This is a genomic window from Chryseobacterium sp. Leaf404 (genome assembly GCF_001424145.1).
GTDB lineage: Bacteria > Bacteroidota > Bacteroidia > Flavobacteriales > Weeksellaceae > Chryseobacterium.
The window spans coordinates 151,101-175,589 of the sequence record NZ_LMQM01000012.1 but is presented as its reverse complement, the minus strand read 5'-3'; the positions used below and the strand labels follow the sequence as shown (position 1 = coordinate 175,589).

20 protein-coding genes are annotated in these 24,489 nt (G+C 36.7%); all 20 read left to right on the top strand.

Features of this window, described 5'->3' with window-relative positions:
• Window positions 1-90: 90 nt before the first annotated feature.
• The 20 genes from ASG31_RS12460 to ASG31_RS12365 all read left to right on the top strand — a co-directional run bounded on the left by ASG31_RS12460 (window position 91) and on the right by ASG31_RS12365 (window position 24,477).
• Window positions 91-1,086, top strand: a complete 996-nt coding sequence (locus ASG31_RS12460) for an isoaspartyl peptidase/L-asparaginase family protein (protein WP_056032984.1) — start codon at window positions 91-93, stop codon at window positions 1,084-1,086.
• 111 nt (window positions 1,087-1,197) lie between these two features.
• Entirely contained in the window at window positions 1,198-1,860 is a 663-nt protein-coding gene (locus tag ASG31_RS12455) for a copper homeostasis protein CutC (RefSeq protein WP_056032981.1), read from the top strand.
• A gap of 94 nt (window positions 1,861-1,954) precedes the next feature.
• Entirely contained in the window at window positions 1,955-2,575 is a 621-nt protein-coding gene (locus ASG31_RS12450) for a hypothetical protein (RefSeq protein ID WP_056032978.1), read from the top strand.
• Window positions 2,576-2,631: 56 nt separating this feature from the next.
• Window positions 2,632-5,118, top strand: a complete 2,487-nt coding sequence (locus ASG31_RS12445; protein ID WP_056032975.1) for a beta-mannosidase — start codon at window positions 2,632-2,634, stop codon at window positions 5,116-5,118.
• A 336-nt stretch (window positions 5,119-5,454) separates the two neighbouring features.
• Window positions 5,455-7,902 carry a primosomal protein N' gene (gene priA, locus ASG31_RS12440; protein ID WP_056032972.1) on the top strand — a complete coding sequence of 816 codons (2,448 nt, stop codon included), beginning with the start codon at window positions 5,455-5,457 and terminating at the stop codon, window positions 7,900-7,902.
• A 162-nt stretch (window positions 7,903-8,064) separates the two neighbouring features.
• Complete coding sequence (gene dacB / locus ASG31_RS12435) at window positions 8,065-9,531, top strand: D-alanyl-D-alanine carboxypeptidase/D-alanyl-D-alanine-endopeptidase (protein ID WP_056032968.1); 1,467 nt, start codon at window positions 8,065-8,067, stop codon at window positions 9,529-9,531.
• Between the two features lie 86 nt (window positions 9,532-9,617).
• Complete coding sequence (locus tag ASG31_RS12430) at window positions 9,618-11,540, top strand: M1 family metallopeptidase (RefSeq protein ID WP_056032965.1); 1,923 nt, start codon at window positions 9,618-9,620, stop codon at window positions 11,538-11,540.
• Window positions 11,541-11,753: 213 nt separating this feature from the next.
• The gene (locus ASG31_RS12425) at window positions 11,754-12,590 is read left to right on the top strand and encodes a hypothetical protein (RefSeq protein WP_056032962.1); all 837 of its coding nucleotides are present in this window, start codon (window positions 11,754-11,756) and stop codon (window positions 12,588-12,590) included.
• 163 nt (window positions 12,591-12,753) lie between these two features.
• Complete coding sequence (locus ASG31_RS12420) at window positions 12,754-13,527, top strand: ParA family protein (protein WP_056032960.1); 774 nt, start codon at window positions 12,754-12,756, stop codon at window positions 13,525-13,527.
• Between the two features lie 57 nt (window positions 13,528-13,584).
• Window positions 13,585-14,475, top strand: a complete 891-nt coding sequence (locus tag ASG31_RS12415) for a ParB/RepB/Spo0J family partition protein (protein ID WP_056032956.1) — start codon at window positions 13,585-13,587, stop codon at window positions 14,473-14,475.
• Window positions 14,476-15,120 carry a DUF5683 domain-containing protein gene (locus tag ASG31_RS12410; RefSeq protein ID WP_056032953.1) on the top strand — a complete coding sequence of 215 codons (645 nt, stop codon included), beginning with the start codon at window positions 14,476-14,478 and terminating at the stop codon, window positions 15,118-15,120. It abuts the gene before it with no gap.
• 61 nt (window positions 15,121-15,181) lie between these two features.
• Window positions 15,182-15,883, top strand: coding sequence for a 4-hydroxy-tetrahydrodipicolinate reductase (gene dapB / locus ASG31_RS12405; protein WP_056032950.1), 702 nt, complete (start codon window positions 15,182-15,184; stop codon window positions 15,881-15,883).
• Between the two features lie 161 nt (window positions 15,884-16,044).
• Entirely contained in the window at window positions 16,045-17,688 is a 1,644-nt protein-coding gene (gene lepB / locus ASG31_RS12400; RefSeq protein WP_056032946.1) for a signal peptidase I, read from the top strand.
• A gap of 65 nt (window positions 17,689-17,753) precedes the next feature.
• On the top strand, window positions 17,754-18,365 hold the full coding sequence (locus ASG31_RS12395) for a WbqC family protein (protein ID WP_056032943.1): 612 nt from the start codon (window positions 17,754-17,756) through the stop codon (window positions 18,363-18,365).
• A gap of 90 nt (window positions 18,366-18,455) precedes the next feature.
• Window positions 18,456-20,135: a S8 family serine peptidase gene (locus ASG31_RS12390; protein WP_056032940.1), complete on the top strand. Its 1,680-nt coding sequence runs from the start codon at window positions 18,456-18,458 to the stop codon at window positions 20,133-20,135.
• A gap of 117 nt (window positions 20,136-20,252) precedes the next feature.
• The gene (locus tag ASG31_RS12385) at window positions 20,253-20,747 is read left to right on the top strand and encodes a hypothetical protein (RefSeq protein ID WP_056032938.1); all 495 of its coding nucleotides are present in this window, start codon (window positions 20,253-20,255) and stop codon (window positions 20,745-20,747) included.
• 23 nt (window positions 20,748-20,770) lie between these two features.
• Entirely contained in the window at window positions 20,771-21,460 is a 690-nt protein-coding gene (locus ASG31_RS12380) for an OmpA family protein (RefSeq protein WP_056032935.1), read from the top strand.
• An 88-nt stretch (window positions 21,461-21,548) separates the two neighbouring features.
• Window positions 21,549-22,436, top strand: coding sequence for a decaprenyl-phosphate phosphoribosyltransferase (locus tag ASG31_RS12375; protein ID WP_056032931.1), 888 nt, complete (start codon window positions 21,549-21,551; stop codon window positions 22,434-22,436).
• The gene (locus ASG31_RS12370) at window positions 22,433-23,755 is read left to right on the top strand and encodes an FAD-binding oxidoreductase (protein WP_056032928.1); all 1,323 of its coding nucleotides are present in this window, start codon (window positions 22,433-22,435) and stop codon (window positions 23,753-23,755) included. Before ASG31_RS12375 ends, ASG31_RS12370 begins: the two co-directional genes overlap by 4 nt.
• Entirely contained in the window at window positions 23,752-24,477 is a 726-nt protein-coding gene (locus ASG31_RS12365) for an SDR family NAD(P)-dependent oxidoreductase (protein WP_056032923.1), read from the top strand. Before ASG31_RS12370 ends, ASG31_RS12365 begins: the two co-directional genes overlap by 4 nt.
• Window positions 24,478-24,489 lie beyond the last annotated feature (12 nt).

The following is a 24,489-nucleotide window of genomic DNA, read 5'->3' as shown; positions in this document are numbered from 1 at the left end:
TCTAATGTTGCGACAGACATTAAATTTAGCTAGAAAGAATACTTAATTGAAGAAACCTTAAACATAAAACACCAAACCTTAAACTAAAGAATGAATTCAAGAAGAAAATTTTTAAAAACCACAGGGATTTTATCATCGGCTTTATTGCTAAATCCTTTAGATTTAATTGCTAAAGAAGTTCCGGAAAATGAGAATACGTTGATCAATAAACCAATTGTTCTTTCGACATGGGATTTTGGTTTAAAAGCTAATGAAGAGGCATGGAAGATTTTAGGAAAAGGCGGAAGAGCTTTGGATGCAGTTGAAAAAGGCGTCCGTCTGGTTGAAAATGACCCGAACGAAAGAAGCGTTGGCTATGGTGGTCGCCCAGACAGAGATGGAAGAGTGACGCTTGATGCCTGTATTATGGATGAAAATTACAACATCGGTTCAGTTGCAGCTTTAGAAAATATTAAAAATCCAATTTCTGTTGCAAGAGCAGTGATGGAAAAAACTCCTCACGTGATGATGGTGGGCGACGGAGCGTTTCAGTTTGCCGTATCCCAAGGTTTTAAAAAAGAAAATATTCTAACTGCAGAATCCGAAAAAGAATGGAAAGAATGGCTGAAAGACAGCAATTACAAACCCATCGTCAACATAGAAAATCACGATACGATTGGAATGATTGCTTTGGATGCTATGGGAAATCTATCCGGAGCTTGCACCACGAGCGGAATGGCTTTCAAAATGCACGGCAGGGTAGGTGATTCGCCCATTATTGGTGCAGGTTTGTTCGTTGATAATGAAGTTGGTGCTGCCACGGCGACAGGACATGGAGAAGAAGTCATCAGAACGGTGGGAACTCATCTTGTGGTCGAACTGATGCGACAGGGAAGAAATCCGCAACAGGCCTGTAAAGAAGCGGTGGAAAGGATTGTGAAAATTACTCAGAAAAGAAATAAAAATTTAAAAGATATTCAGGTAGGATTTATTGCCATCAATAAAAAAGGAGAGTATGGTTCATATTGTATTCAGGACGGATTTAATTTCGCTGTTCAAGACCAAAAAGGAAACCGTCTGGAGAAGCCTGAATTTGCTTTAAAGTAAGCTAGTAAGAGCCTAGTAAAAAGTAAAAAGAGACAAGTGCAAGATTCTACTCATAAATCCCGAATCCCGAACCCCGAACCTTAAATTTCAAACCTCAAACCTCAAAAAAAAATGTTTTTAGAAATAGCCACTTTCGATATCACTTCCGCTGAAATAGCCTTGAATTCTGTTGCTGACCGAATTGAATTCTGTACTGATATTAATACAGGAGGAATCACTCCCGACCTTGAAGAATTGAGGTATTTAAAAGATAAATATTCCAAACCTATTCATGTGATGATTCGCCCTGTTGGCGGTGGTTTTATGTACAGCGATTCAGAATTTATGCGGATGCAGCGGGATATCATCGAATTTTCTAAAGCCAAAGCTGATGGTTTTGTCTTCGGGATTTTAGACGAAAATCAGGAAATTGATTACGAAAAAAACAGACTGTTAGTTGATCTCGCCAACGGAAAACCGTGCGTTTTTCACAGAGCCATTGACCGAACCAAAAATATTTTTGAATCTGCAGAAAAACTGATTGAACTGGGGTTCAAGGAAATTCTCACTTCCGGTGGAGAAAATTCTGCAATGGAAGGAAAAGAAAATTTAAAAAAACTCATTGAAAATTTTGGCGATGATATTAAAATTTTAATCGGCGGCGGTGTCCGTTCGAATAATATTTCAGAGCTGAAAAATGTGACGAATGGAAGGTATTTTCACTCTTCTGCGGTGTTGTCTTATGAATCGTTTGCCAATGCTGAGGAGATTAAAAAATTGAAGGTTATTGTCTAATTTTGTCATTAATTTTCGTTACTGAATAATGAGATATTTTATAATTTTTTTCTTTCCAATCTTTATCAAATCACAAATTGGTTTGACATTTAGTATGTCATTTGATAAAAAAAGTGCAGTTGTTAGTATTGAAAATGAAACCAATAATAATTATATTATTCCGGTTGACTTGACGAATCTAAAAGCTTTCTTCAATTTTGAAACTTGTGCCTATTTCTCAGAATATGATTCATCTTATAATCCTTTAGCACTTACATTAATTGTAATAGATGCTAATTCTGGAGAAAAAATTGAGGCTAAAAGAGGAACTGCATATATGGAAGATAATTTTGCCGAAAAATATATTAAAGAGATTTCTCGGTGTGGAGTAATTGATAATACTTATGTTAATTGGTCTAAAACGCAAGAAATTAATGATGAATCAAAAGCAAAAATTAACTATTATTTAGTGAGAAATTTAGTTTTTCTTAAACCAAAGCAAAAAATAAACTTCAGAGTTTTAATTGATCTGAAAAATGTTTCAACAGAAAGTTTGTACGTTTTTGACTGGTATAATTTAGATGAGAGTAAACGATACAACTTACAATTACAGTTTGATGTACAGAATTGTTTTTATGATTTCTTGACAAAAAAACAAAGAGAAACATTCTCAGACTATAAGTTGTTTACAGGAAAAATTGAAAGCAATATTCTTCAATGTGGAATTACCGAATAAAAGTTTTTTCAATACTTTGTGGATTGAGATACTTCCAACCCTATCATAAACTATAAATGAACAAAGCCATACTCTTTGCCTTATTTTTCATTCAAATATTCATCAGCGCCCAATTTTTCGAGCGAAATTTATCGTCAGAAAAATGGTATTTCAAAAATACAAAGGAACAAAAATGGCTATCGGCCGCGGTCCCGGGAACCGTTCATTTAGATTTGATGGATCATAAAATTATTCCCGATCCATACAAAGATGAGAATGAGAAAAAAGTACAGTGGGTAGAAAATGAAGACTGGGATTATCAGACGGTTTTTAAAATTTCAGCTAAAGAATTACAAAATCAAAATGCTGAACTGGTTTTTTATGGATTGGATACCTATTCTGAAATTTATTTAAACGGAAAACTGCTGAAGAAAACAGACAACATGTTCAGAACATGGAAAATTCCGGTAAAAAGTGATTTGAATGTCGGTGATAATATTTTAGAGATAAAATTCAAATCATCTGTCAATGTCGGGAAAGATTTAGCCAAAAAAGTTCCTTTTACAATGCCGGAATCTCCAAGAAGTTTTGTCAGAAAAGCACAGTATCAATTCGGTTGGGATTGGGGACCAAGATTGGTTACTGCAGGAATCTGGAAAGATGTAAAATTGAATTTATCGAATTATGCAAAGCTCGATAACGTAAAAATAGAACAGAAAAGTTTAACAAAACAAAAAGCTGAACTCATTATTCATGCTGAAATTTTTGCTGAACAAACTGGGAAATACAGTTTTTTAATCAATAAAAAAACGCATACGGTAAATTTAAAATCAGGTTTAAATAAATTTTCAATTGCGTATCAGATTACAAATCCAAAACTTTGGCAGCCAAACGGTTGGGGCGAACCGAATTTATATGATCTGAAAATTTCTCTAAAAAAAGATTCAAAATTTATTGATGAGAAAAATGAAAAAATTGGTCTCAGAACCATTGAATTAATTCAGGATAAAGACGTAAAAGGAAAATCTTTCTATTTTAAAGTCAACGGAAATCCGATGTATGCGAAAGGAACCAATTGGATTCCATCCGACAGTTTTACGCCAAGAATTACCAAAGAAAAATATCACAAACTCATCAAAGATTGCAAAGATGCTAATATGAACATGATCCGTGTCTGGGGTGGCGGAATTTACGAAGATGACGAATTCTACAAGGCCTGCGACGAAAACGGAATTCTCGTGTGGCAGGATTTTATGTTTGCCGGAAGTTTTTATCCGTCAGACAAAGAGTTTTTAAACAATGTAAAAGAGGAAGTCAAAGATCAGGTCAATAGGCTACAAAATCATCCGTCAATCGCTTTGTGGTGCGGAAATAATGAAATTGATGAAGCCATCGTCAACTGGGGTTACCAGAAGCAGTTTAAATATTCAAAAGAAGATTCTCTACAGGTCTGGAAAGATTACAAAAAGCTTTTCCATGAAGTTATTCCGAATGCATTGAAAGAAAATTTAACTTCAGAAAAAAACATTTACTGGCCAACGTCACCGTCGATTGGGTGGGGACACAAAGAAAGCTTAACCGAAGGCGATTCTCATTACTGGGGCGTTTGGTGGGGCGAATTTCCGTTTGAAATATACAATGGAAAAGTTCCCAGATTTGCTTCTGAATACGGTTTTCAGGGAATGCCAAGTCAGGAAGCTGTAAAATCAATGTTTTCTGGAAATCCTGATTTAAGTTTAGAAAATCCAACCATCAAAGCTCATGAAAAAAATGCCCGTGGTTTTCATATCATCAACGAATATATGAAGCGGGATTATGTGGTTCCGAAAGATTTCGTAAAATACAATTACGTTTCCCAGCTGCTTCAGGCTCGCGGAATGCAGATTGCAATTGAAGCCCACCACCGCGCAAAACCTTACAATATGGGAACTTTGTATTGGCAGCTCAACGATTGCTGGCCGGTGATTTCATGGTCATCGATTGATTATCTGGGAAACTGGAAAGCGCTGCATTATCAGGTAAAAAGAAGCTTTGAAAATCAGGTGATTTTAACAGAAGAAAAGGATGGAGTTTTAAATTTTTATGGAGTTAATGATGGTTTGAAAAAATTTGAAGATGTTACAATAGAATTTGATATTTCTAAGTTTGACGGAGAAAGTGTAGCCGCTGCAGTGAGCTCTCCGGACGGTAAGGTTTTAGATAATAATGTTTTGAAATTTGATGCTTTAGGTATTGATGACTTAATTGGAGATGTTAGCAAAAATGAAATTTTTATAAATGTAATCATTAGAGATAAATATGACAAAATCATTGCCGAGAACACACATTTCTTCGCAAAGCCAAAAGATTTGAAACTTACAAAACCTAACATTAAAATCAGGAAAATTTCTCCAACAGAAATCGAAATTTCCACCGATGTTCTGGCGAAAGATGTCTATTTAATAGGCGATACGCATTTTTCTGACAACTTTTTTGATTTGCTCCCCAAAACTTTAAAAAGAATCAAGCTTTCGAAACCTTTGGAAAAAGTTGAGGTAATGACTTTGTGGGATACGATGCATTAATCTTAAACCATTATTTTCAAGGGTCTTGTGATACAGATTATTTAATTTGTTTATTGTTGGTTTTTTTTATTTGGGCAGCTTTATCCGCCCTCCGTTCCCGCTGTCATTGCGAGGAACGAAGCAATCCTCAAGTTGAACTTTTTTGCTCCTCGCAATGACGAGCTCCACTCAGGTCGGGCTGCGAGCGATTCGACCTTTTTACCACAGTACATTTTAACCATGACGCATCCTACTACTAAATCTCATCCTCATCCTTAGCCTCAACCTAATCCTCAACCTAAAAAAAATTGCACTTCTCTTCAGAAACAATTAATTTTACACTTTTAAATTTTTCTCTTGTATTACGCCCAGATAATTTTACCGCTCAGTCTCAAAGGATCTTTTACGTATAAAATTCCTGAGGAACTTGTAGAACAGATTCAGTGTGGAATGCGTGTACTCGTACCTTTTGGCGGAAAAAAAATCTATACAGGAATCGTTTTTGAACTTCATGATGTTGCTCCGGAAAATTTTGTCGCTAAGGAAGTCATCAGTATTTTAGACAGTAAACCAATCGTTCCCGAAGAGCAGATTAAGTTTTGGAACTGGCTTTCAGACTATTATTTATGCAGTCTGGGCGAGATTTACCGTTTTGCTTTTCCGTCTTCTTTGAAACTGGAAAGTGAAACTTATTTAAAATTAAAGCCCAACGCCGTCGTCAATTTTGAGATTCTGGATGTCAACGAAATGTATCTTATTCAGGCTCTGGAAGTTCGACAGTTAATTAATCTAACTGATATTGAAGCTTTTATTCCAAAGAAAGATATCATCAAAACCATCAATTCATTGATTGATCTTCAATATATCGAAATTGATGAAAAGGTTGCTGAAAAATATAAAGCCAAAGAAGTGGCTTACGTAAAAATCAACGATGAGGTTTTAAAAAATGAAAGTCTTACCGGGATTCTTTTAGGCCTGACAAAAGCAAGAAAACAGAAAGAATTATTTCTTCACATCCTCGAAAAACAGACTGAAAATCCAAATCAGCCTTTAAAAAAATCAGAGCTTTTTGAAGATGGCTATTTTTCATCTTCTCATTTTAAAGCTTTGGCAGATAAAGGTTTTATCGAAGAATATTTTAGGCAGAAAGACAGGATTGAAAGCTATGACGGCGAAATCGAAGAGCTTGAAGAACTTTCGGATATTCAAAAGGTTGCAAAAGAAGAAATCGACGCTGCTTTTGAAGAAGGCAAAAACGTTTTGCTTCACGGAGTAACTTCTTCAGGGAAAACGCACATTTATTTAGAGAAAATTGAAGAATGTATTGCAGAGGGCAAAAATGTACTTTTTTTATTGCCGGAAATTTCTTTAACCAAACAGATTACGCAGCGTTTAGAAAAAAAATACGGCAGCCAGATCGGATTTTACCATCAAAAATTAACCGATTTTGAAAGGGTGGAAGTCTGGAAAAGAATCAGCCGGAATGATATTAAAATTCTGATTGGAACAAGAAATGCGTTATTTCTTCCCTACGAAAATTTAGGTCTGATCATCGTCGACGAAGAGCACGATTCTGCTTACAGACAAAAAGAAGTTTCACCTTATTTTAATGCGAGAGATGTTTCTTTGGTTTTGGGAAATTTCTATGATGCTGATGTGATTTTAGGATCGGCAACTCCTTCGGTTGAGAGTTTTTATCTGGCGCAGAAAGACCGTTTGAGATATGTTTTTTTAGACAGAAGATTCGGTGATGTTGAACTTCCGGTTTTTGAACTCATTAATTTCAAAGAAGCACAGGATTCTAAGCATGTGAACGGAAATTTTTCTTTCAGAATGCTTGAAGAACTTAAAAAAACTGTGGATGAAGATAAACAGAGCATTATCCTTCACAACCGCCGTGGTTACGCCAGTGTGATTGAATGTGAATCTTGTGGCTATGTCAATTACTGTTCAAATTGTGATGTGGTGATGACGTATCACAAATCTGCCAATGAGATGAAATGCCATTACTGCGGTCAGCGGGCTTCAAAACCAAAAGTCTGCCCGAAATGTTTTTCTGAAAATCTGAACGAAAGAGGCATTGGTGTAGAGCAGATCCATGAGGAAGTTTCAAAATTATTTCCTGATCATGAAGTTGACAGGATGGATGTAGACTCAATGCGGAAAAAATTTGCCTACGAGAAACTCTATGAAAAGATCGAAGAAGGAGAAACCGATATTGTAGTCGGAACGCAGATGATTTCCAAAGGTTTGGACTTTGATCACATCGAGTTGGTAGCGATTCCAAAAGCAGATTCTATGTTGTATGTGCAGGATTTCAGAGCTGAAGAACGTGCCTATCAGTTGATTACACAGGTTTCGGGGCGCGCGGGAAGAGTTTCAGGAAACGGTAAAGTTTTAATCCAGACCTATAATCCGGATCATCCTGTATTTCAGTTGATTAAAATGAATGATGCGGCAAAAACTTATGATTATTTTTTAAAAGAAAGAAAAAAGTTTCATTATCCGCCTTACACCAAGATGATTATGTTGCAGTTAAGTCATCGTAAAGAAGATAAAATTACCCGGGCGTCGCAGTTTATGGGTTCTGTTTTAAGGAAATATTTACCTGAAGAATGTGTTTTAGGTCCTGAAAAATCTCCGGTTTTTAAGATCAATAATATGTTTCAGTTTCAGATAATAATTAAACTTCCGAGAGGAAATAAATATACACCGTTTAAAAAATTAGTTTTAAAAAGCCTTGATGAGTTCGATGAGATTACACCTTACCAAAGCATCAAAAAACACTTATTAATAGACTTTTAACAAACTTTAACAAACTTTAATTGCTTTTATTAGTGGTTAATGTATTGATTTCTAACAATAATATCTACTTTTGATCGTTGGTTATATGTTTGACCCTGTTTTTATGATTTAACAAATCAGGAACGATTCAATCAAAAAAGCAGACAAAAAAAGAAAAATTAGATGGTAAATTTCAGGAAATATATTTCAGGTATTACGGTTTTGGCTTCTGGTTTATTCCTTGCTCAAACTACCGTATCTACAGTTCTCTATAATCCGAATTCAGAAACCCAGAAATCTTTTAATCTTCCTTCGCCAGTCGCGATGATTGAGAAAACGGTTCTATCTCCCAAAGAGCTTGTAGACATCAACGTCAATACTTTAATGACGGATCCGGTGCTAAAAAATGCAACGTGGGGTTTTGTAGTGTACGATCCTAAAACCAAAAAGGTGATTTCATCTTATAATGAAAATACAGCTTTGGTTCCTGCATCTACTACTAAACTGCTCACCACAGAAACGGCACTGAGTCTTTTGGGTGAAAACTACCGTTGGATGACGCAGTTGGAATATTCAGGAACAGTGGATGAAAACGGAGTTCTGAACGGAAATCTGTATATTGTAGGAAGTGGCGACCCGTCTCTGGGAACAAACAAAGCGGGTGCCTGGTCATACAAAGAGATTATTGCAGATTTCACAGAAGGTCTTTCAAGAGAAGGTATTAAAAAGATAAATGGTGATATTGTCATTCAGACAGCGCTTTTCAAAGGTAACATTACGAGACTTCCGGAAAATGTTGTGTGGTTGGAAAACAATAATTACTACTTACCGGCAGGTACCACTCAGGAAATCAATCCGGCTAATGAAAAACTGATTGTAAAGAAGAATACGGCATTCAGCAGTGATAAAAAATATTTCTATGTTTCGCCATACACCAGTCAGATGGTTTATGCCGAAAAATACGATGGAGCGGGTGTTTTAACTACCAAGATGCCAGATGCACCAGCATTTTTGGCCAATTCATTCAGGGCGGGATTAGTGAAAAGCGGTGTAGCAGTAACCGGAAAAGTTCAGACAAAGATTTCAGATCCTCAGCCGGAAATGAGAAAAACGGTAAGCGTCTATAAATCTCCCACCTTGGCAGATATAATTTATTACACCAATCAGAGAAGTGATAATTCTTTAGCAGAAGCTCTGCTTAAAACGGTAGGATATTTTAAGAAAGGAAATCAGACTCCCGAAGCAGGAAGAGAAGTAGTGACAGAGCATTTGAAAGAGGTAGCTTTTGATCTGGAAGGTCTTAATTATATGGATGGCAGCGGTCTTTCAAGAAGTAACAAAGTAACGCCAATTTCTCAGGTGAAATATCTTACTTCATTAATGGGAACCAAATACTATCAGACTTACTTTAATTCTCTCCCGATTGGCGGACAATCCGGAACGCTGAAAAAAATGTTTCTGGAAACAGGAAACGGACAGGTTTTTGCAAAGACAGGTACATTAAACAAAGTAAAAGCTTTGGCAGGTTACATTAGAACAAATTCAGGCAAGACACTTGTGTTTTCAGTTTTGGTTAATAACTACGCAGGTTCTGTAGATATGGTTAAAAAAAGAATGGAAAAGTTAATAGAACCCACTTTAGATTTGTAAAAATTTATTTTTAATAATGTTTAAAACCTTTTAATTTTTGATTAGAAGGTTTTTTTTATCTTTGATGTGATTTTAATAAAGATTTAATGAAAAAAATATATATTCTTTTTCTGATTGGTTTCGGCTTTCAGATCATTTCAGCTCAGGATCAAAACATAGATATGAAAGGTCTGAGAAATAAAGAAATGAAATCTTTTGCGGCCAAAATGAATGCCGGAAATATCAATCCCAATACTCTGAACTACGATCTGCAATATCAGAGAATGGATTTGTCTCTAAATCCTGCAGTCTACAACGTTGCCGGTTCTGTAACTTCTCATTTCAAACCCAATCAGGCGATGAGCAGTATTTATTTTGATCTTTCCAATACTTTAACGGTCTCTTCGGTACAGTATCACGGTACGAGCCTGTCTTTTCAACAGCTGGCAACGAAGGAGATTAAGATAGATTTTCAAACGCCCATTTCTGCAAATGTCTTAGATTCACTTACTATTAATTACAGTGGTGCACCCTCCACGGCAAATAATTCTTTCAGCACCTCGTCACAGAACGGAACTGCGGTAATGGCAACCTTAAGTGAACCTTATGGAGCTCAGGACTGGTTTCCTACAAAACAGAGTCTGAACGATAAAATAGACAGGTTTGATATCAAAATTACAACTCCCTCACAATACAACGTGGCATCAAACGGAATGCTGATGTCTGAAACTTCTCTTCCGGGAAATCAAAAGCTTACATTCTGGCGTACCCAATATCCCACTGCAGCTTATCTCGTCGCACTGTCAATTACAAATTTTACCAAACTCACAGATACCATTGGGTCACCGCCTTTTCCGTTTATTAATTATGTATATCCTTCCACAGCAGGCAGTGTAAGCAGTTTAGCAGATATCCAGTGGACGAAAGATATTATGATTACATTTGAAAACTACTTTGGTCTCTATCCTTTCAGAAATGAAAAATACGGCCACATGCAGTTTATGTATGGCGGCGGTATGGAACACCAGACTATGTCTTCAATGGGAAGCTGGGACAGAGGTCTAATTGCCCACGAGCTTGCCCACCAGTGGTTTGGGGATAAAATTACCTGCGGCGCATGGAATGACATCTGGCTGAATGAAGGATTTGCCACTTTCGGGCAGCATCTGGCGTACGAGCAGCTGTTGATGACCAATTCTCAGTTTATGAACTATCTCATTTCTGAAAAAGATTATATTACAAGTGTTCCCGGAGGAAGTGTTTATGTTGCTGATGCCAATTTGGGAAGTGTAGGGTCTATATTTAACGGAAGATTATCATATTCTAAAGGCGCTTATGTGCTGAGAATGATGAAATGGATATTAGGCGATACCCCTTTCTATAATGCAATAAAAGACTATCACGCAAGACCTGAACTTGCCTACAAATACGCAGTGACTGCTGATTTTAAGAACTCTGTTTTAACCTCAACAGGAAAAGATTTTACAGAATTTTTTAATGACTGGATTTATGGTCAGGGTTATCCCACATACGATATCCGCTGGAAACAGACAGGAAGCACTCTCACCCTTAAAGCTGCACAAACCCAAAGTCATCCTTCGGTAAGTTTTTTTGAAATGCCTTTGCCCGTTAAAGTAAACGGAACTGGAGGTCAGGTTGCATATTTTTCTCTGAACAATACCACAAACAGTCAGTATTTTACTGAGGTGATAGGTTTTCCCGTTGCCAGCGTTCAATTCAACTATGAATATCAGATTCTGGAAAATAATTCTTCCGTTGTACAGGATGCTACATTAGGATTAGAGGAAATCGATCTTGAAAATTTTGGATTATACCCCAACCCCGCAAAGAGCGAAATTTTTCTTAAAGGCATAAAAAAACCTTTCAGCTATAAAATTTTCTCTGCCGATGCACGTCTTGTGAAAAGTGGAGTTTATCAACAGTCAAAACCCATCATTATTTCAAATTTATCACCGGGAATTTACATGTTCCAGATTGGTGACAGAAATTTGAAATTTGTAAAAGAATAAGTTTAAATCTGCTTTCCTAAGCAGATTTTTTTTGGTTAAAACGGTACTTTTGTAAATAAGTTGTGAAACCGTAATGTTGTAATTTGTAATTATCAATGTTTTGCATATAAGTTTGATATATTATCAAATATTTGGCAAAAAATTTGATGCGTTTTCTAAATATCAGATGATACTCTGAAAATTAATTATTTTTAAATTTAATACATTACTATTATGAGACAATTTTTCTCCGATCCGGAATTAAGCTTCAATAAGATCGTTTTTCAAAACCGTAATAAAGCATATGGAGCATACGACCTCAGAACAGAATACAACAGAATCTTAGCTAAGGCATTTTTTTTGAGTTTGACAGCCATTGCGGGAATTTCTTTAACAGCATTTGTAATCAACTCAGGCAGAGAGGCTGCAGCTGTTCCCACGGGTACTGTGATAGAACTTACACATGTTGATTATGAAGAGCCGGTGAAGCCTGATGTAGTTAAACCAATAACTGTAACACCTCCGGCTCAAAATGTTAAAACTTACAATGCGCAGGAGCTCACACCTACCAGAAATGCGGATGATTCAAGAGTTAAGACTAAAAAACCGGATAACGCGGTAGCAGGAACTGTGGATAATCCAACTGGAGTGGTACCAACTACTCCTAATCCCCAAACCGATGTAACTCCTAATAACAACAGTACGGCGCAGTTGCCAAAAGCAGATCCTGTGGTTCCGAAAGCAAAGCCTGATGTGGTAGGCCAAGGAGGTTTGCGTGTAGCTGCAGACTTTGACGGTGGTATAGATGCGTTCAGAAACAAGGTGATGAATAAGTTTGATACGGAATCTTTCACAGATGAAGAAGTTCTTTCCACAACAGTTACTTTCATTGTTGAGAAAAACGGAACAATTTCTAATTTGAAAGCAAACGGTAAAAATGCAGCTTTCAATAAAGAAGCGATCCGTACTATTATGGAAGTCAAAGGAAAATGGTCTCCGGGAATTGATATGGACGGTGATATTGTGAGAAGCTATTTTTCATTTCCTATCAAAATGAAATTTGACCAGTAATCTTTTAAATTTTATTTAATAACTTATCCACAAAGATTTTTTTTTGTGGATAATTTTTTTTTAGTCTAAAGCGTTTGTTAACAATACTTTAACTCAATTTTGATTTTATCCCTTCGCACAAAGCAGAGAAAATTGTGTATTTTTGAGCCTTAAAGTTCTAATAATGGGTAAAATCATAGGAATCGCTAATCAAAAGGGAGGCGTCGGAAAAACAACTACTGCTGTAAATCTCGCAGCTGCACTGGGTGTTTTAGAAAAGAAAATTTTAATTATCGATGCTGATCCTCAGGCAAATGCAACTTCCGGATTAGGTGTAGATGATGTGCAGTATTCTACCTACAACTTATTGGAACACAGTGTGGAAACAAGAAACTGCATCAAGCAGACATCCACTCCCAATCTGGATATTGTACCTTCTCACATTGACCTGGTTGCCGCTGAAATCGAGCTTGTAGACAAGGTGAACAGAGAGTACATGATGAAAAAAGCGCTTCAGACGGTGAAAGATGATTATGATTATATCATCATAGACTGTGCACCGAGTTTGGGTTTGATTACTGTGAATGCACTTACTGCTGCAGATTCAGTAATTATTCCAATTCAGTGTGAATATTTTGCGCTGGAAGGTTTGGGAAAACTTCTGAATACAATCAAAAACGTTCAGAAAATCCACAATAAAGATCTGGATATTGAGGGTCTACTTCTTACAATGTATGACAGCCGTTTGAGACTATCAAACCAGGTGGTGGAAGAGGTTAATGCTCATTTCCCAGAAATGGTTTTTGAAACAATTATCAGCAGAAATGTGAGACTGAGTGAAGCTCCAAGTTTTGGTGAAAGTATCCTGAACTATGATGCCGAAAGTAAAGGCGCAATTCAATACATTCAGCTTGCCGAGGAGGTATTGCTGAAAAACGAAAAATTAGTAAAAAACTAAATGACTGTAGAGCTGAGAAGCTGTAAACGGTTACATATCAATTATCATTTATAAAGAATGAAGGACAAAAAAAGAGCAATGGGTAGAGGATTAGGCGCCATTTTGAGTGCAGAATCCAAAGCAACAATCAATTCGGCAACTGATGAAGGTGCAGATAAATTTGTGGGGAATATTGTTGAGGTCGCTCTGGAAGATATTTACCCTAATCCTACTCAGCCACGTACTTACTTTGACGAAAAAGCATTAAACGAACTCGCACAGTCTATCACAAATTTAGGTGTTATTCAGCCTGTAACTTTAAGAAAAGACGGTGAAAAGTTTGAAATTATTTCAGGAGAAAGACGTTTCCGCGCCAGTAAAATTGCAGGTCTTACCTCAATTCCGGCCTACATCCGCCTGGTCAATGATCAGGAGCTTTTAGAAATGGCTTTGGTTGAAAATATTCAGCGTGAAGATCTTGATGCAATAGAAATTGCATTGACTTATGAAAGACTGATGGATGAAATCGGTCTTACACAGGAAAATTTAAGCCAAAGAGTTGGGAAAGACAGAAGTACGATTACCAATTCTATCAGACTTTTAAGATTAAGCCCAGATATTCAGAATGCGATCAGAAGCGGAGAGATTTCCGCGGGTCACGGCCGTGCAATTATCAGCCTTGATAATGAGGAACATCAGCAGACTCTTTTTGATTTAATTATCAAAGAAAAACTGAATGTAAGGCAGACAGAGCAGGCAGCTTCAGCAATTAAAAATCCTAAAACCCCTGCCGCAAAAAGAGCGAAAGCAGAACTGTCAAATAATTTCAGGAAAGCTCAGAAAACAATTTCGGATATTTTAGACGTAAAAGTTGAAATTAAAACAACAGGAACCGGAAAAAAAGGCAAAATTGTTCTCGATTTTAAAAATGAAGATGAGCTGGAGTATATTTTGTCCCATATCAAGTAAATGAAAAAAACACTCATCACATTTTTACTGCTGATTTTCGGTTTGGGTTCTGCACAGATAGGTACTCCCACGGATTCTCTACGTCTTGATCACTACGCAAAAGACAGTATTCCTGCGGCAAAACCTAAAAATGAAGCTGCTGTGGTATCAGAGATCGAAAAAATCAATACTCCGGAAAAAAAAAATGCAGTAAAAAAACTTAATCCTACAAAGGCGGGTTTGTATTCAGCCGTTTTGCCAGGTCTGGGCCAGGTTTACAATAAGAAATACTGGAAAGTGCCCATTGTTTTGGGAGCCGTAGGAACGGGTGCCGGTATTGCAATCTGGAATCAGAATAATTACATTAAAGCACGGGGATATTACATTGCAAAACTCAACGGTACACCTAATGAGTATGTAGATTCAAGACCGTTTCTGGATAAAATTGCACTGGGAAACCAACAGGACAGGATTAAGAGGCAGCGTGATTATGCCATCGCTATTACGGGATTAATTTATATCCTAAACATTGTAGATGCCGTGGTAGATGCCCATCTTTACGAAGGCAGAAAAGATCCGGATCTTACCTTTGCACCGGCAGTTATCTATGATAATTTCAGAACTGAACCTCCAAAAACAGGTTTAGCATTGAATTTTAGATTTTAAAATTAGTAAAAGATTAAACCGTATTAATTGTCAATACGGTTTTGTACATTAAATTATACACATGAAAATAGCATTAGTGGGATACGGTAAAATGGGAAAAATAATTGAAGAGGTCGCTCAGAAGAGAGGCCACGAAATCGTTGCCCGCCTGAAGGAAACTCCGACTGCCGAAAATCTCAACTACCCTGATGTGGTGATAGAATTTTCTGTTCCTGAAGCAGCTTTCAGTAATATTAAAGCCTGTCTTGAAAATAAAATTCCTGTGATCTGCGGAACAACGGGATGGCTCGATAAAAGAGAAGAAATCGACAGAATTGCTCTTGAGAACGGAACTGCATTTTTATATGGATCCAATTTCAGTTTAGGGGTAAATCTTTTCTTTGCTTTAAATGAAAAATTGGCGGATCTGATGAAAAATGTGGATGAATACATTTGTCAGCTGGAAGAAATTCATCACATTCACAAAAAAGATGCACCGAGCGGAACTGCTATTTCAATTGCTGAAGGAATTTTCAAACATCATCCAAAATTTGATGCATGGAAACTTGAGGAAACTAAAGATAACCAATTGGGGATTTTTGCAATTCGTGAAGATGAGGTTCCGGGAACGCACAGTGTCTATTACAGAAGTGAAGTGGACGAGATTGAAATTAAACATACCGCATTCAACAGAAACGGTTTTGCACTGGGTGCGGTAGTAGCCTCAGAATTTATCAAAGACAAAAAAGGAATTTTTACAATGAATGACGTTTTAGGTCTTTAATGTTGTAACAAATTTCTAAATTTTGTACTAATACCTGTGTTACATAAGTTTATAAAACTTTGTCAAAGTACAAACCAACCGCTTTAAAACTTTGACAAAGTACAGAAAATAATCATTCAGAAAATAAGTTTTTAAACAAAAAATCATATTTAGAAAAATATATGAATTACTTTTTAACCTACGCAGTTTACGTTCTCATTTTATCTGTATTGATGGGACTTTCCACGTGGAAACTGTTCAAAAAAATGGGATACAATCCTGCTTTTGCGTTTATACCTTTTTACAATTACTTTATTATTTTAAAGGAAACGAAGCATCCTAAATGGTGGGCAATTCTGTCTTACCTTCCGATTGTAGGACCAATTATGATGACTGTTTTTCATATTTATTTAATGAAAAAATTTAGTAAGAGTTTGGTTCAGCATCAGATTCTTACGGTTATTTTACCTTTCATCTACATGGCATCTGTCAATTATTCTAAAGATGCAGAAATTGAAGATGAGGAGGCGAAAAATATGTTTTTGACTGATGAAGAAAAAGCGATCAAAAAGAAAGATTCATTTGTGGGATCAATTACGTTTGCGGTAGTTTTTGCAACCATTATTCACGTTTTTGTAACTCAGCCGTTTGGAATTCCGACAGGATCGATGGAAAGAACTTTGCTTGTTGGAGATTTCCTGTTTGTCAACAAATGGAGTTATGGTTACAGAATGCCGATGCGTCCTTTGGCAATACCGTTTTTACAGGGAACAGTTTATGATTTTCAAAAAGACGGAAATCCTAAAAATGACGGTAAATCTTATGTTGATGGTGTAAAATTGCCTTATGAAAGAATATTTCAGTTTAATAAACCTCAGAGAAACGATATTGTAGTTTTCAATTACCCTCAGGATTCAGTTCATACAGCAATCGACAGAAAAGATCCTTACGTGAAAAGATGTGTGGCTGTTGCGGGTGAAACTTTTGAAATGCGTGGAGGAAGACTGTTTGTTAATGGCAAACCAGAGACTGTTCTTGGTGATCAGGAAAGACAGCACAGATTTATAGTGAAAACGGGAAGTCAGTTGGATATTCCTGGATTATATGATATCTACGGATTTTTGCCTGTACAGGAAATTCCAGACGGTAACGGATTTATCTATGCTTTTCAGGGTCTCACAGATAAAACTGCAGCTGAAATTAAAAAACTTCCTCAGGTAACTGAAATGAAGGAAGATATTATGCCAAAAGGGGAAGCAGCTATTGCTTACAAAGATGCAAATAAAACAAAAATCGATACAACGCAGTCAATTTTCCCTGTCAACAAAGCATGGAATCAGGATTGGTACGGGCCGGTAAGAATTCCTAAAAAAGGAGACGTGGTTGCTATCAATAAGGAAACTTTACCAATGTACCGCTGGATTATTTCTGAATACGAGCACAACAGCGTTTCAGAAAATAACGGTCAGATTTTGATTAACAATCAGCCTGCAACAAACTACACCATCAAACAGGATTATTACATGATGGTTGGGGACAACAGAGATGCTTCTTTGGATGCGAGATTCTTTGGTTTTGTGCCTGAAGAAAATATTGTTGGAAAACCGATGTTTACGTGGATGAGTATTGAGGGAGCTTTTAAAGATTCCAATTCTTCTTATCAGGCAGATGGATGGAGATTCCGTTGGGACAGAATGTTCAAAGCGACCAACACAGGGGATGCCAACAAAACTTCGTACTGGTGGATTGCAGCGATGATTCTTATCCTATTCTTTGGCTGGGAATACTTCGTGAAGCTTTTTAACAAAAACAAAACAGAAGATTAGTAAACAAAATTAAAATTAAAAAAATGAAGTATTTGAAAAAGTACTTCATTTTTGCGATATAAAAGATGCAGAATATATTATTACCGGTATTTTATTTACCACCAGTTTCATGGTTTTCAGAATTTTTAAACGATGAAAATGAAATCAGTCTTGAGCAGTCTGAGAACTTTCCAAAGCAGACTTACAGAAACCGTTGCAATATTTATGGAGCCAACGGAAAGCTTTCGCTCATTATTCCCATTAACCACAATGGGAATAGGGATTACAAAAGTATAGAAATGTCTTACCGTGAAAACTGGCCAAATCTTCACTGGAAATCCATTAAAACCGCTTATCAGAGTTCGCCTTATTTTGAATATTACGAAGATAAACTGGTGAAAATATTTGAAATGAGGGAAAAATTTCTTTTTGATTTTAATTTAAAAAGCCTTGAAACCATACAGCAGATCCTAAAAACAGAAAAGGCATATTCTTTGAATACAGAATACCGCAAAATTCCGGAAGGCGTGGATTTCAGAGATAGTTTTTCAGCTAAAAAAGAATCAGAATATGAAGCTGAAGAATACTATCAGACGTTTTCAGATAAGCTTGGTTTTATCAAAGATTTATCCATAATTGATCTTCTTTGTAACAAAGGTCCGGAATCGGTTACTTATATTAGAAATGTAAACAAATAATTATCAGATAAATTAGTGTTCCGCAGAATTTTAATTAATTCTCAGAGATAAAATAAATTTATTCTGATTTAAAAATGTAATTATCAGCTTATGAAAAAATTATTCTTAGCAGCGGTTTTTCTTACAGGTTTCACTATGTCTCATGCACAGGAAACTTCAGCAAAAGCTACAGATCCGAAGTCGGATAAAGATTTGATGACTTGGTATCACAAAGATTTTTCAACTACAAAAGTTTATGGTGTAAATACAGAAAATGCTTATAAATTTTTAGAGTCAAAAGGTTTAAAACCAAAAATTGTAGTTGTGGGTGTTTTAGACAGTGGTGTACAGGTAGATCACCCGGGATTGGCAAAAAATATCTGGTCAAATCCTAACGAAGTTCCAAATAACGGTAAAGATGATGATAACAACGGTTACATTGACGATATCCACGGATGGAGTTTCATTGGAGGAAAAAATGGCGACATCGATGTTGATAATATGGAAGTTACCCGTGTTGTTGCCAAATATAAACCTCTTTTTGAAGGAGATGATTCAGCTAAAAATAAAGCTAATCAGGCAAAAATGCCGGAAGAATTTGCAATGTACATGAAATCTAAAGACATGTACAGCAAAAAAAGTATGGAGGGTAAACAGAGTGTGCAGATTTATACTGGTATTCAGGAGTCTATTCCTACCATGGTAAAAATGTTGAATGGAAAAGCCTTCACTGCTGAAACTGTTAAGGCAATGAAACCTGCAGACCAAAATGAAGCAAGAGCTTTACAGGTAATGAACCAGATTGTAAACAATCCTGAATTTGCAGGAAAATCTTCTGTTGAGTTTGAAAAAACGATGAGAGAGCAGATGAAAGAAGCTCTGGATCATTTTACTCCAATGGCACAGCAATATGACATCAATTTCGATCCAAGAAAAGAAATAGTTGGAGATAACTACGACGATTATTCTGAAAAAAAATATGGTAACAACCATTACGAAGGCCCTGATGCCACTCACGGAACTCACGTTGCGGGAATTATCGCAGGTCTTCCTCAGGGAAAAGAAGTTCAATATGGTGTAGCTTCCAAAGTTGCAAAAATTATGTCTGTACGTACCGTTCCAAACGGGGATGAGAGAGATAAAGATGTTGCCAATGCCATCAGATACGCTGTGGACAACGGCGCAAAAGTTTTGAATATGTCTTTTGGTAAACCGGTTTCTCCAGGTAAAAATGTAGTGTGGGATGCCTTCAAATATGCGCAGGACAAAGGAGTTCTTTTGGTAAAAGCTGCAGGAAACGAAAATCAGGATGTTGCTGAGCACACAGCTTATCCTACAAACTTTAAAAATGCTTATGATGCTGCACCTTTTGTAAACAATGTTCTGGTGGTGGGAGCAAGTACAAATGACAGTGCTTCACTGAGAGCTGGTTTCTCTAACTACAACAAAAAAATGGTCAACGTTTTTGCACCAGGTCAGGAAATTTATTCAACCACTCCAAAAAACGAATACCAGTATTTGCAGGGTACTTCAATGGCTTCACCTGTAGTGGCAGGTGCTGCAGCAGTATTATTGGCTTATATGCCGAATCTTACACCGGCACAGATCATTGAGTCTCTTACAAAATCAAGTAACTTGAGTACAGTGGGTTCTTTTGCAGACTATTCTCAGGCTGGCGGCGTTATTGATCTTAAAAAAGCTGCTGAATATGCTTACACCAATTATTACAAAGCAAATTCAGGTAAGGCAGCAAAGCCTTCAAAAGCTTCAAAAAAATCTGTCAGAAAGTAGATTTTAAAAATTTTCCAGATAATGAAGTCCGCAATTTTTTGCGGACTTTTTTGTTTTTGTGGCATCTTGGCATAGTTTTTTATGCCTAAGTCTTTATTAAATAATTAAACAGAAATTATGAAAAAGTTAATTTTTACAGGTTTGATGGGTCTTTCGCTAATGAGCCTTTCATGCTCAGGAGTAAAAAAAGCCGGAGATGCACAGCAAAACAGATCTGAATTTCTCAAAATGAAAGGAGATTACGATATTGTAAGTATAGAATACGATAAACAGTTTAAAATTAAACCTTTCGATGACGGTATAGATGCACAGTGTTTTGTGGGAAGTCACTGGCGTCTGATTCCTAACAATTTTTCCGGAGCTTATACCATCAGAGGGGGCGGAAATTGTGGAGGTGGCTTTACACAGCCCATTAAAATTGATGTTGTAAATGGTACAACATTTAATTTCAAGAAAATTGCAGACGGTACAAAAGCTAAACAAAATACAGCTGGTTATACTTTAACGCTTGTAAAACAGGCTACAGACCAATTCTCTTTAGAACAGAATATTCCTTTCAACGGCGAAAATGTAAGAGTTGTTTACAACTTCGAGAGAACAGGAATGAAATAAATAACTGATTAAACATATTTAAAATGAAAATTACAAAAACATATATCGCAGGCTTATTTTTATCTTCAGCCTTATTGCTCACAAGCTGTGAAGCAGTACAGAATTCTAACCACCAGCAGAGAGGTACCGCAGTAGGTGTTGCATCCGGTGCAGTAATCGGAGGTATTCTTGGTAACAATGTGGGAAAAGGTAAAAATGCCGCTCTTGGTGCCGTTTTAGGAGGTGTAATTGGTGGTGTGGCCGGTAACGTTATCGGCAGCAAGATGGATAAACAGGCAAAAGAAATTAAAGATACTTTACCTGGAGCAGAAGTTGAAAGAGTAGGCGACGGTATCAAAATTACTTTAAACGAAAGTATTGTAACTTTTGCTTTTGATTCCTCAGATCTTACTTCTTTGGCAAAAACAAATCTTGATAAACTGGCACAGGTTCTTAAAAATAATCCTGATACCAATATCAACATCTATGGTCATACAGACAGCAAAGGTGCAGATGATTACAATCAGAAATTATCAGAAAGACGTGCCAATTCTGTGAAAGCATATCTTAATGCAAAAGGAATTGCCACTTCCAGACTTTTTGCTCTGGGTGAAGGAGAATCAAACCCTGTAGCCACCAACGATACAGAAGCAGGAAGAGCACAGAACCGTAGAGTGGAATTTGCCATTACTGCAAACGAAAAAATGATTAACGACGCAGCTCAGGGTCAGTAATTTATTATTGATTTATTAAAATATCTAAACCGCTTTTATAGCGGTTTTTTTGTGCAAATTCATTATTTTTGCATTTGATTACACATAAATGAAACAATATTTAAAACTGCTTCGGGTAGAGCAATGGGTAAAAAACCTTTTTGTATTTGTTCCACTTTTTTTTGCCGGTAAATTCACTCAGACAGATCTTCTTCTCAAAAGTATTGTTGCATTCATCGTTTTTTCTCTGGCAGCAAGCGTTGTCTACATCCTGAATGATTATAATGATATTGAAGCAGACAGAAAGCATCCTGAAAAACGGCGGAGACCGTTAGCCAGCGGAGCAATTTCCAAAAAAAGAGCTTTGGTCATTTTGGGCATTTTAGTCCTGGTGAATATCGCTTTTACCTTAGGTTCTCAGATGTACTTTCACGACAGTATCTGGAAATTTGCTGGGATTATTCTCACCTATTTCGTGATGAATCTTGCCTACACATTCAAACTGAAACACGTTCCCATCATTGATATTTTCATTATTGCTACAGGATTTGTACTGAGAGTTCAGGCAGGCGGCTCCATCACAGGAATTGATATTTCCCAGTGGGCAGTGCTGCTTACATTTGTTCTTGCGCTGGTTTTAGCAATCGGAAAGAGGCGGGGAGAGCTCATCAATGCTCAGGTTTCGGGTAAAACAAGAAAAGCTTTAGATGGTTACAATGTGCAGTTCGCAGATATTGCGCTTTCCATTTCTGTGACTTTGGCAATTCTCTGTTATCTGATGTTTACACTGTCTCCGGAGGTACAGCAGAGATTTCACGAGGGCGTTTTTTATACCGTAATTTTTGTGGTTTTTGCCTTTTTAAGATATTTACAGCAGACTTTAGTATATAACAGAACCGAATCTCCGACAAAAATTGTGTACAGAGACCGTTACATTCAGGTCACATTATTTTTATGGGTGATTGCATTTTTAATTCAAATCTATTTTAAAAAATGAAACCAAATTTTGTAAAAAAGGTGACCAACTGGGGAAATTTTCCCGTGGTGGAAAAAGAAATGCGTTCAGAAGATCAGTATTCTAAAATTAAAGATTTTATACTCAGTCATAATGAAGTAATTGCACGTGGAAACGGCCGCTGCTACGGAGATTCTTCTCTCGCTGAAAGTATTTTCTCAACAAAAAAACTCAATAAATTCATCAGTTTTGACCGCTTAAACGGAATCATCGAATGCGAATCTGGTGTCCTCCTTTCTGACGTTCTGGAAATCTCTGTTCCGCAGGGATATTTTCTTTACGTAACTCCCGGAACCAAATTTATCTCGGTTGGAGGTGCCCTTGCAAGCGATGTACACGGTAAAAATCATCATGCTGAAGGCTGTTTTTCGGATTATGTGGTTGATTTTAAACTGATGAACGAAAAAGGTGAAATTCTTACCTGCTCGCGGGAAGAAAATTCAGATAAATTCTGGGCAACCATCGGCGGAATGGGTCTCACCGGAATTATCCTTTCCGTTAAATTTAAACTGAAAAATATTGAGTCTGCCTACATCCGTCAGGAAAGCATCAAAGCAGAAAACCTTGACGAAATCTTCCGTCTCTTTGAAGAAAGCGAAAGCTGGACCTACACCGTAGCGTGGATTGACTGTCTTCAAAAAGGAAATAATCTAGGACGAAGTATCATGATGCGCGGTGAGCACGCTTTTCCTCATGAACTTCCCGAAAAATTCAAACAAAATCCTTTAAGGTTGAAAAAGAAATTTTCTCCCACTGTACCTTTCTATTTTCCGGGATTTGCACTCAATTCTTTGACAGTAAAAATTTTTAATTATCTCTACTATAAAAAGCAGGCAAAAAAGGAAGTCAAAAATTTTACCGATTACGATACTTTTTTCTATCCACTTGATTTTGTAAATGACTGGAATAAGATTTACGGCAAAAAAGGTTTTATCCAGTACCAGATGATGATTCCCAAAGATAAAGGCAGAGAGGGAATGCAGAGGATTTTGGAAACAATTGCAAAGTCGGGCAGCGGTTCTTTCTTAGCCGTACTTAAGCTGTACGGAAAAGAAAATCCCGAAGCTTACAACTCCTTTCCTTTTGAAGGATATTCTCTCGCTTTAGATTTTAAAGTGGATAAAAATTTAAAAAAACTGATCGATCAGCTGGATTCAATTGTTGAGGAATATAACGGTAAAATATATCTTACCAAAGACAGTATGAGCCGCTCGTCTTTAACTAATTACCTTAAAAATGTTGAAAATCCGAAGTTTATCTCACTTCAGCATAAAAGAATTTTAAACAATAATACAATATGATCGTTCTCGGAAGTACTTCAGAAGTAGCACAGGCATTTGTGGAAAAAGCACTTCAGGAAGGTGAAAAATTTGAAAAAATATACCTTTTAACTTCAAGCAGGGAAGCCTCAGAAAGATTTGCGAAACATATCGATGTTAAATTTTTTCAGCAGTCTGAAATTATAGAAATTGATCTTACGAAAGAAATAAATTATACAAATCTGGAGCACATTAGTTCAAATCTCTTGTTTTGTGCGACAGGCTTTTTAGGTGAAGGCTCGGAGGAAGGACTTTACGACGATAAAAATACAGCAAGAATTATTGAAATCAATTATTCTAAACTGGTTCCGCTGATCAACTTTTTTGCACAGAAATTTGAAAGCAAAAGATCCGGAACAATCATTGGTATGTCGTCCGTGGCAGGCGATCGCGGCAGACAGAGTAATTTCATCTACGGAAGTGCTAAAGCAGCATTTACAGCCTATCTGAGCGGTCTCAGAAACTATCTTTTCGAAAAGAAAGTTCATGTAATGACGGTAAAACCCGGTTTTATGGATACAAAAATGACTGAAGGACTGCCCTTAAATCCGAAACTTACTGCCACACCAAAGCAGGCCGCAGATTGTATTTATAAAGGTTTCAAAAAACAGAAGAATTCAATATATGTTTTGCCAATTTGGGGTGTTATTATGTTGATTATCAGAAATATTCCTGAGTTTATATTTAAAAAACTGAAATTGTAATAATATTCTTAC

Coding starts and splice junctions, on each gene's coding strand:
- ASG31_RS12375 (WP_056032931.1), top strand. CDS start 21,549: ATGAAACAATATTTAAAACTGCTTCGGGTAGAGCAATGGGTAAAAAAC.
- ASG31_RS12395 (WP_056032943.1), top strand. CDS start 17,754: ATGCAGAATATATTATTACCGGTATTTTATTTACCACCAGTTTCATGG.
- dacB (WP_056032968.1), top strand. CDS start 8,065: ATGGTAAATTTCAGGAAATATATTTCAGGTATTACGGTTTTGGCTTCT.
- lepB (WP_056032946.1), top strand. CDS start 16,045: ATGAATTACTTTTTAACCTACGCAGTTTACGTTCTCATTTTATCTGTA.
- ASG31_RS12425 (WP_056032962.1), top strand. CDS start 11,754: ATGAGACAATTTTTCTCCGATCCGGAATTAAGCTTCAATAAGATCGTT.
- ASG31_RS12415 (WP_056032956.1), top strand. CDS start 13,585: ATGAAGGACAAAAAAAGAGCAATGGGTAGAGGATTAGGCGCCATTTTG.
- ASG31_RS12430 (WP_056032965.1), top strand. CDS start 9,618: ATGAAAAAAATATATATTCTTTTTCTGATTGGTTTCGGCTTTCAGATC.
- ASG31_RS12410 (WP_056032953.1), top strand. CDS start 14,476: ATGAAAAAAACACTCATCACATTTTTACTGCTGATTTTCGGTTTGGGT.
- ASG31_RS12460 (WP_056032984.1), top strand. CDS start 91: ATGAATTCAAGAAGAAAATTTTTAAAAACCACAGGGATTTTATCATCG.
- ASG31_RS12420 (WP_056032960.1), top strand. CDS start 12,754: ATGGGTAAAATCATAGGAATCGCTAATCAAAAGGGAGGCGTCGGAAAA.
- dapB (WP_056032950.1), top strand. CDS start 15,182: ATGAAAATAGCATTAGTGGGATACGGTAAAATGGGAAAAATAATTGAA.
- ASG31_RS12455 (WP_056032981.1), top strand. CDS start 1,198: ATGTTTTTAGAAATAGCCACTTTCGATATCACTTCCGCTGAAATAGCC.
- ASG31_RS12390 (WP_056032940.1), top strand. CDS start 18,456: ATGAAAAAATTATTCTTAGCAGCGGTTTTTCTTACAGGTTTCACTATG.
- ASG31_RS12445 (WP_056032975.1), top strand. CDS start 2,632: ATGAACAAAGCCATACTCTTTGCCTTATTTTTCATTCAAATATTCATC.
- ASG31_RS12450 (WP_056032978.1), top strand. CDS start 1,955: ATGTCATTTGATAAAAAAAGTGCAGTTGTTAGTATTGAAAATGAAACC.
- ASG31_RS12365 (WP_056032923.1), top strand. CDS start 23,752: ATGATCGTTCTCGGAAGTACTTCAGAAGTAGCACAGGCATTTGTGGAA.
- ASG31_RS12385 (WP_056032938.1), top strand. CDS start 20,253: ATGAAAAAGTTAATTTTTACAGGTTTGATGGGTCTTTCGCTAATGAGC.
- ASG31_RS12380 (WP_056032935.1), top strand. CDS start 20,771: ATGAAAATTACAAAAACATATATCGCAGGCTTATTTTTATCTTCAGCC.
- ASG31_RS12370 (WP_056032928.1), top strand. CDS start 22,433: ATGAAACCAAATTTTGTAAAAAAGGTGACCAACTGGGGAAATTTTCCC.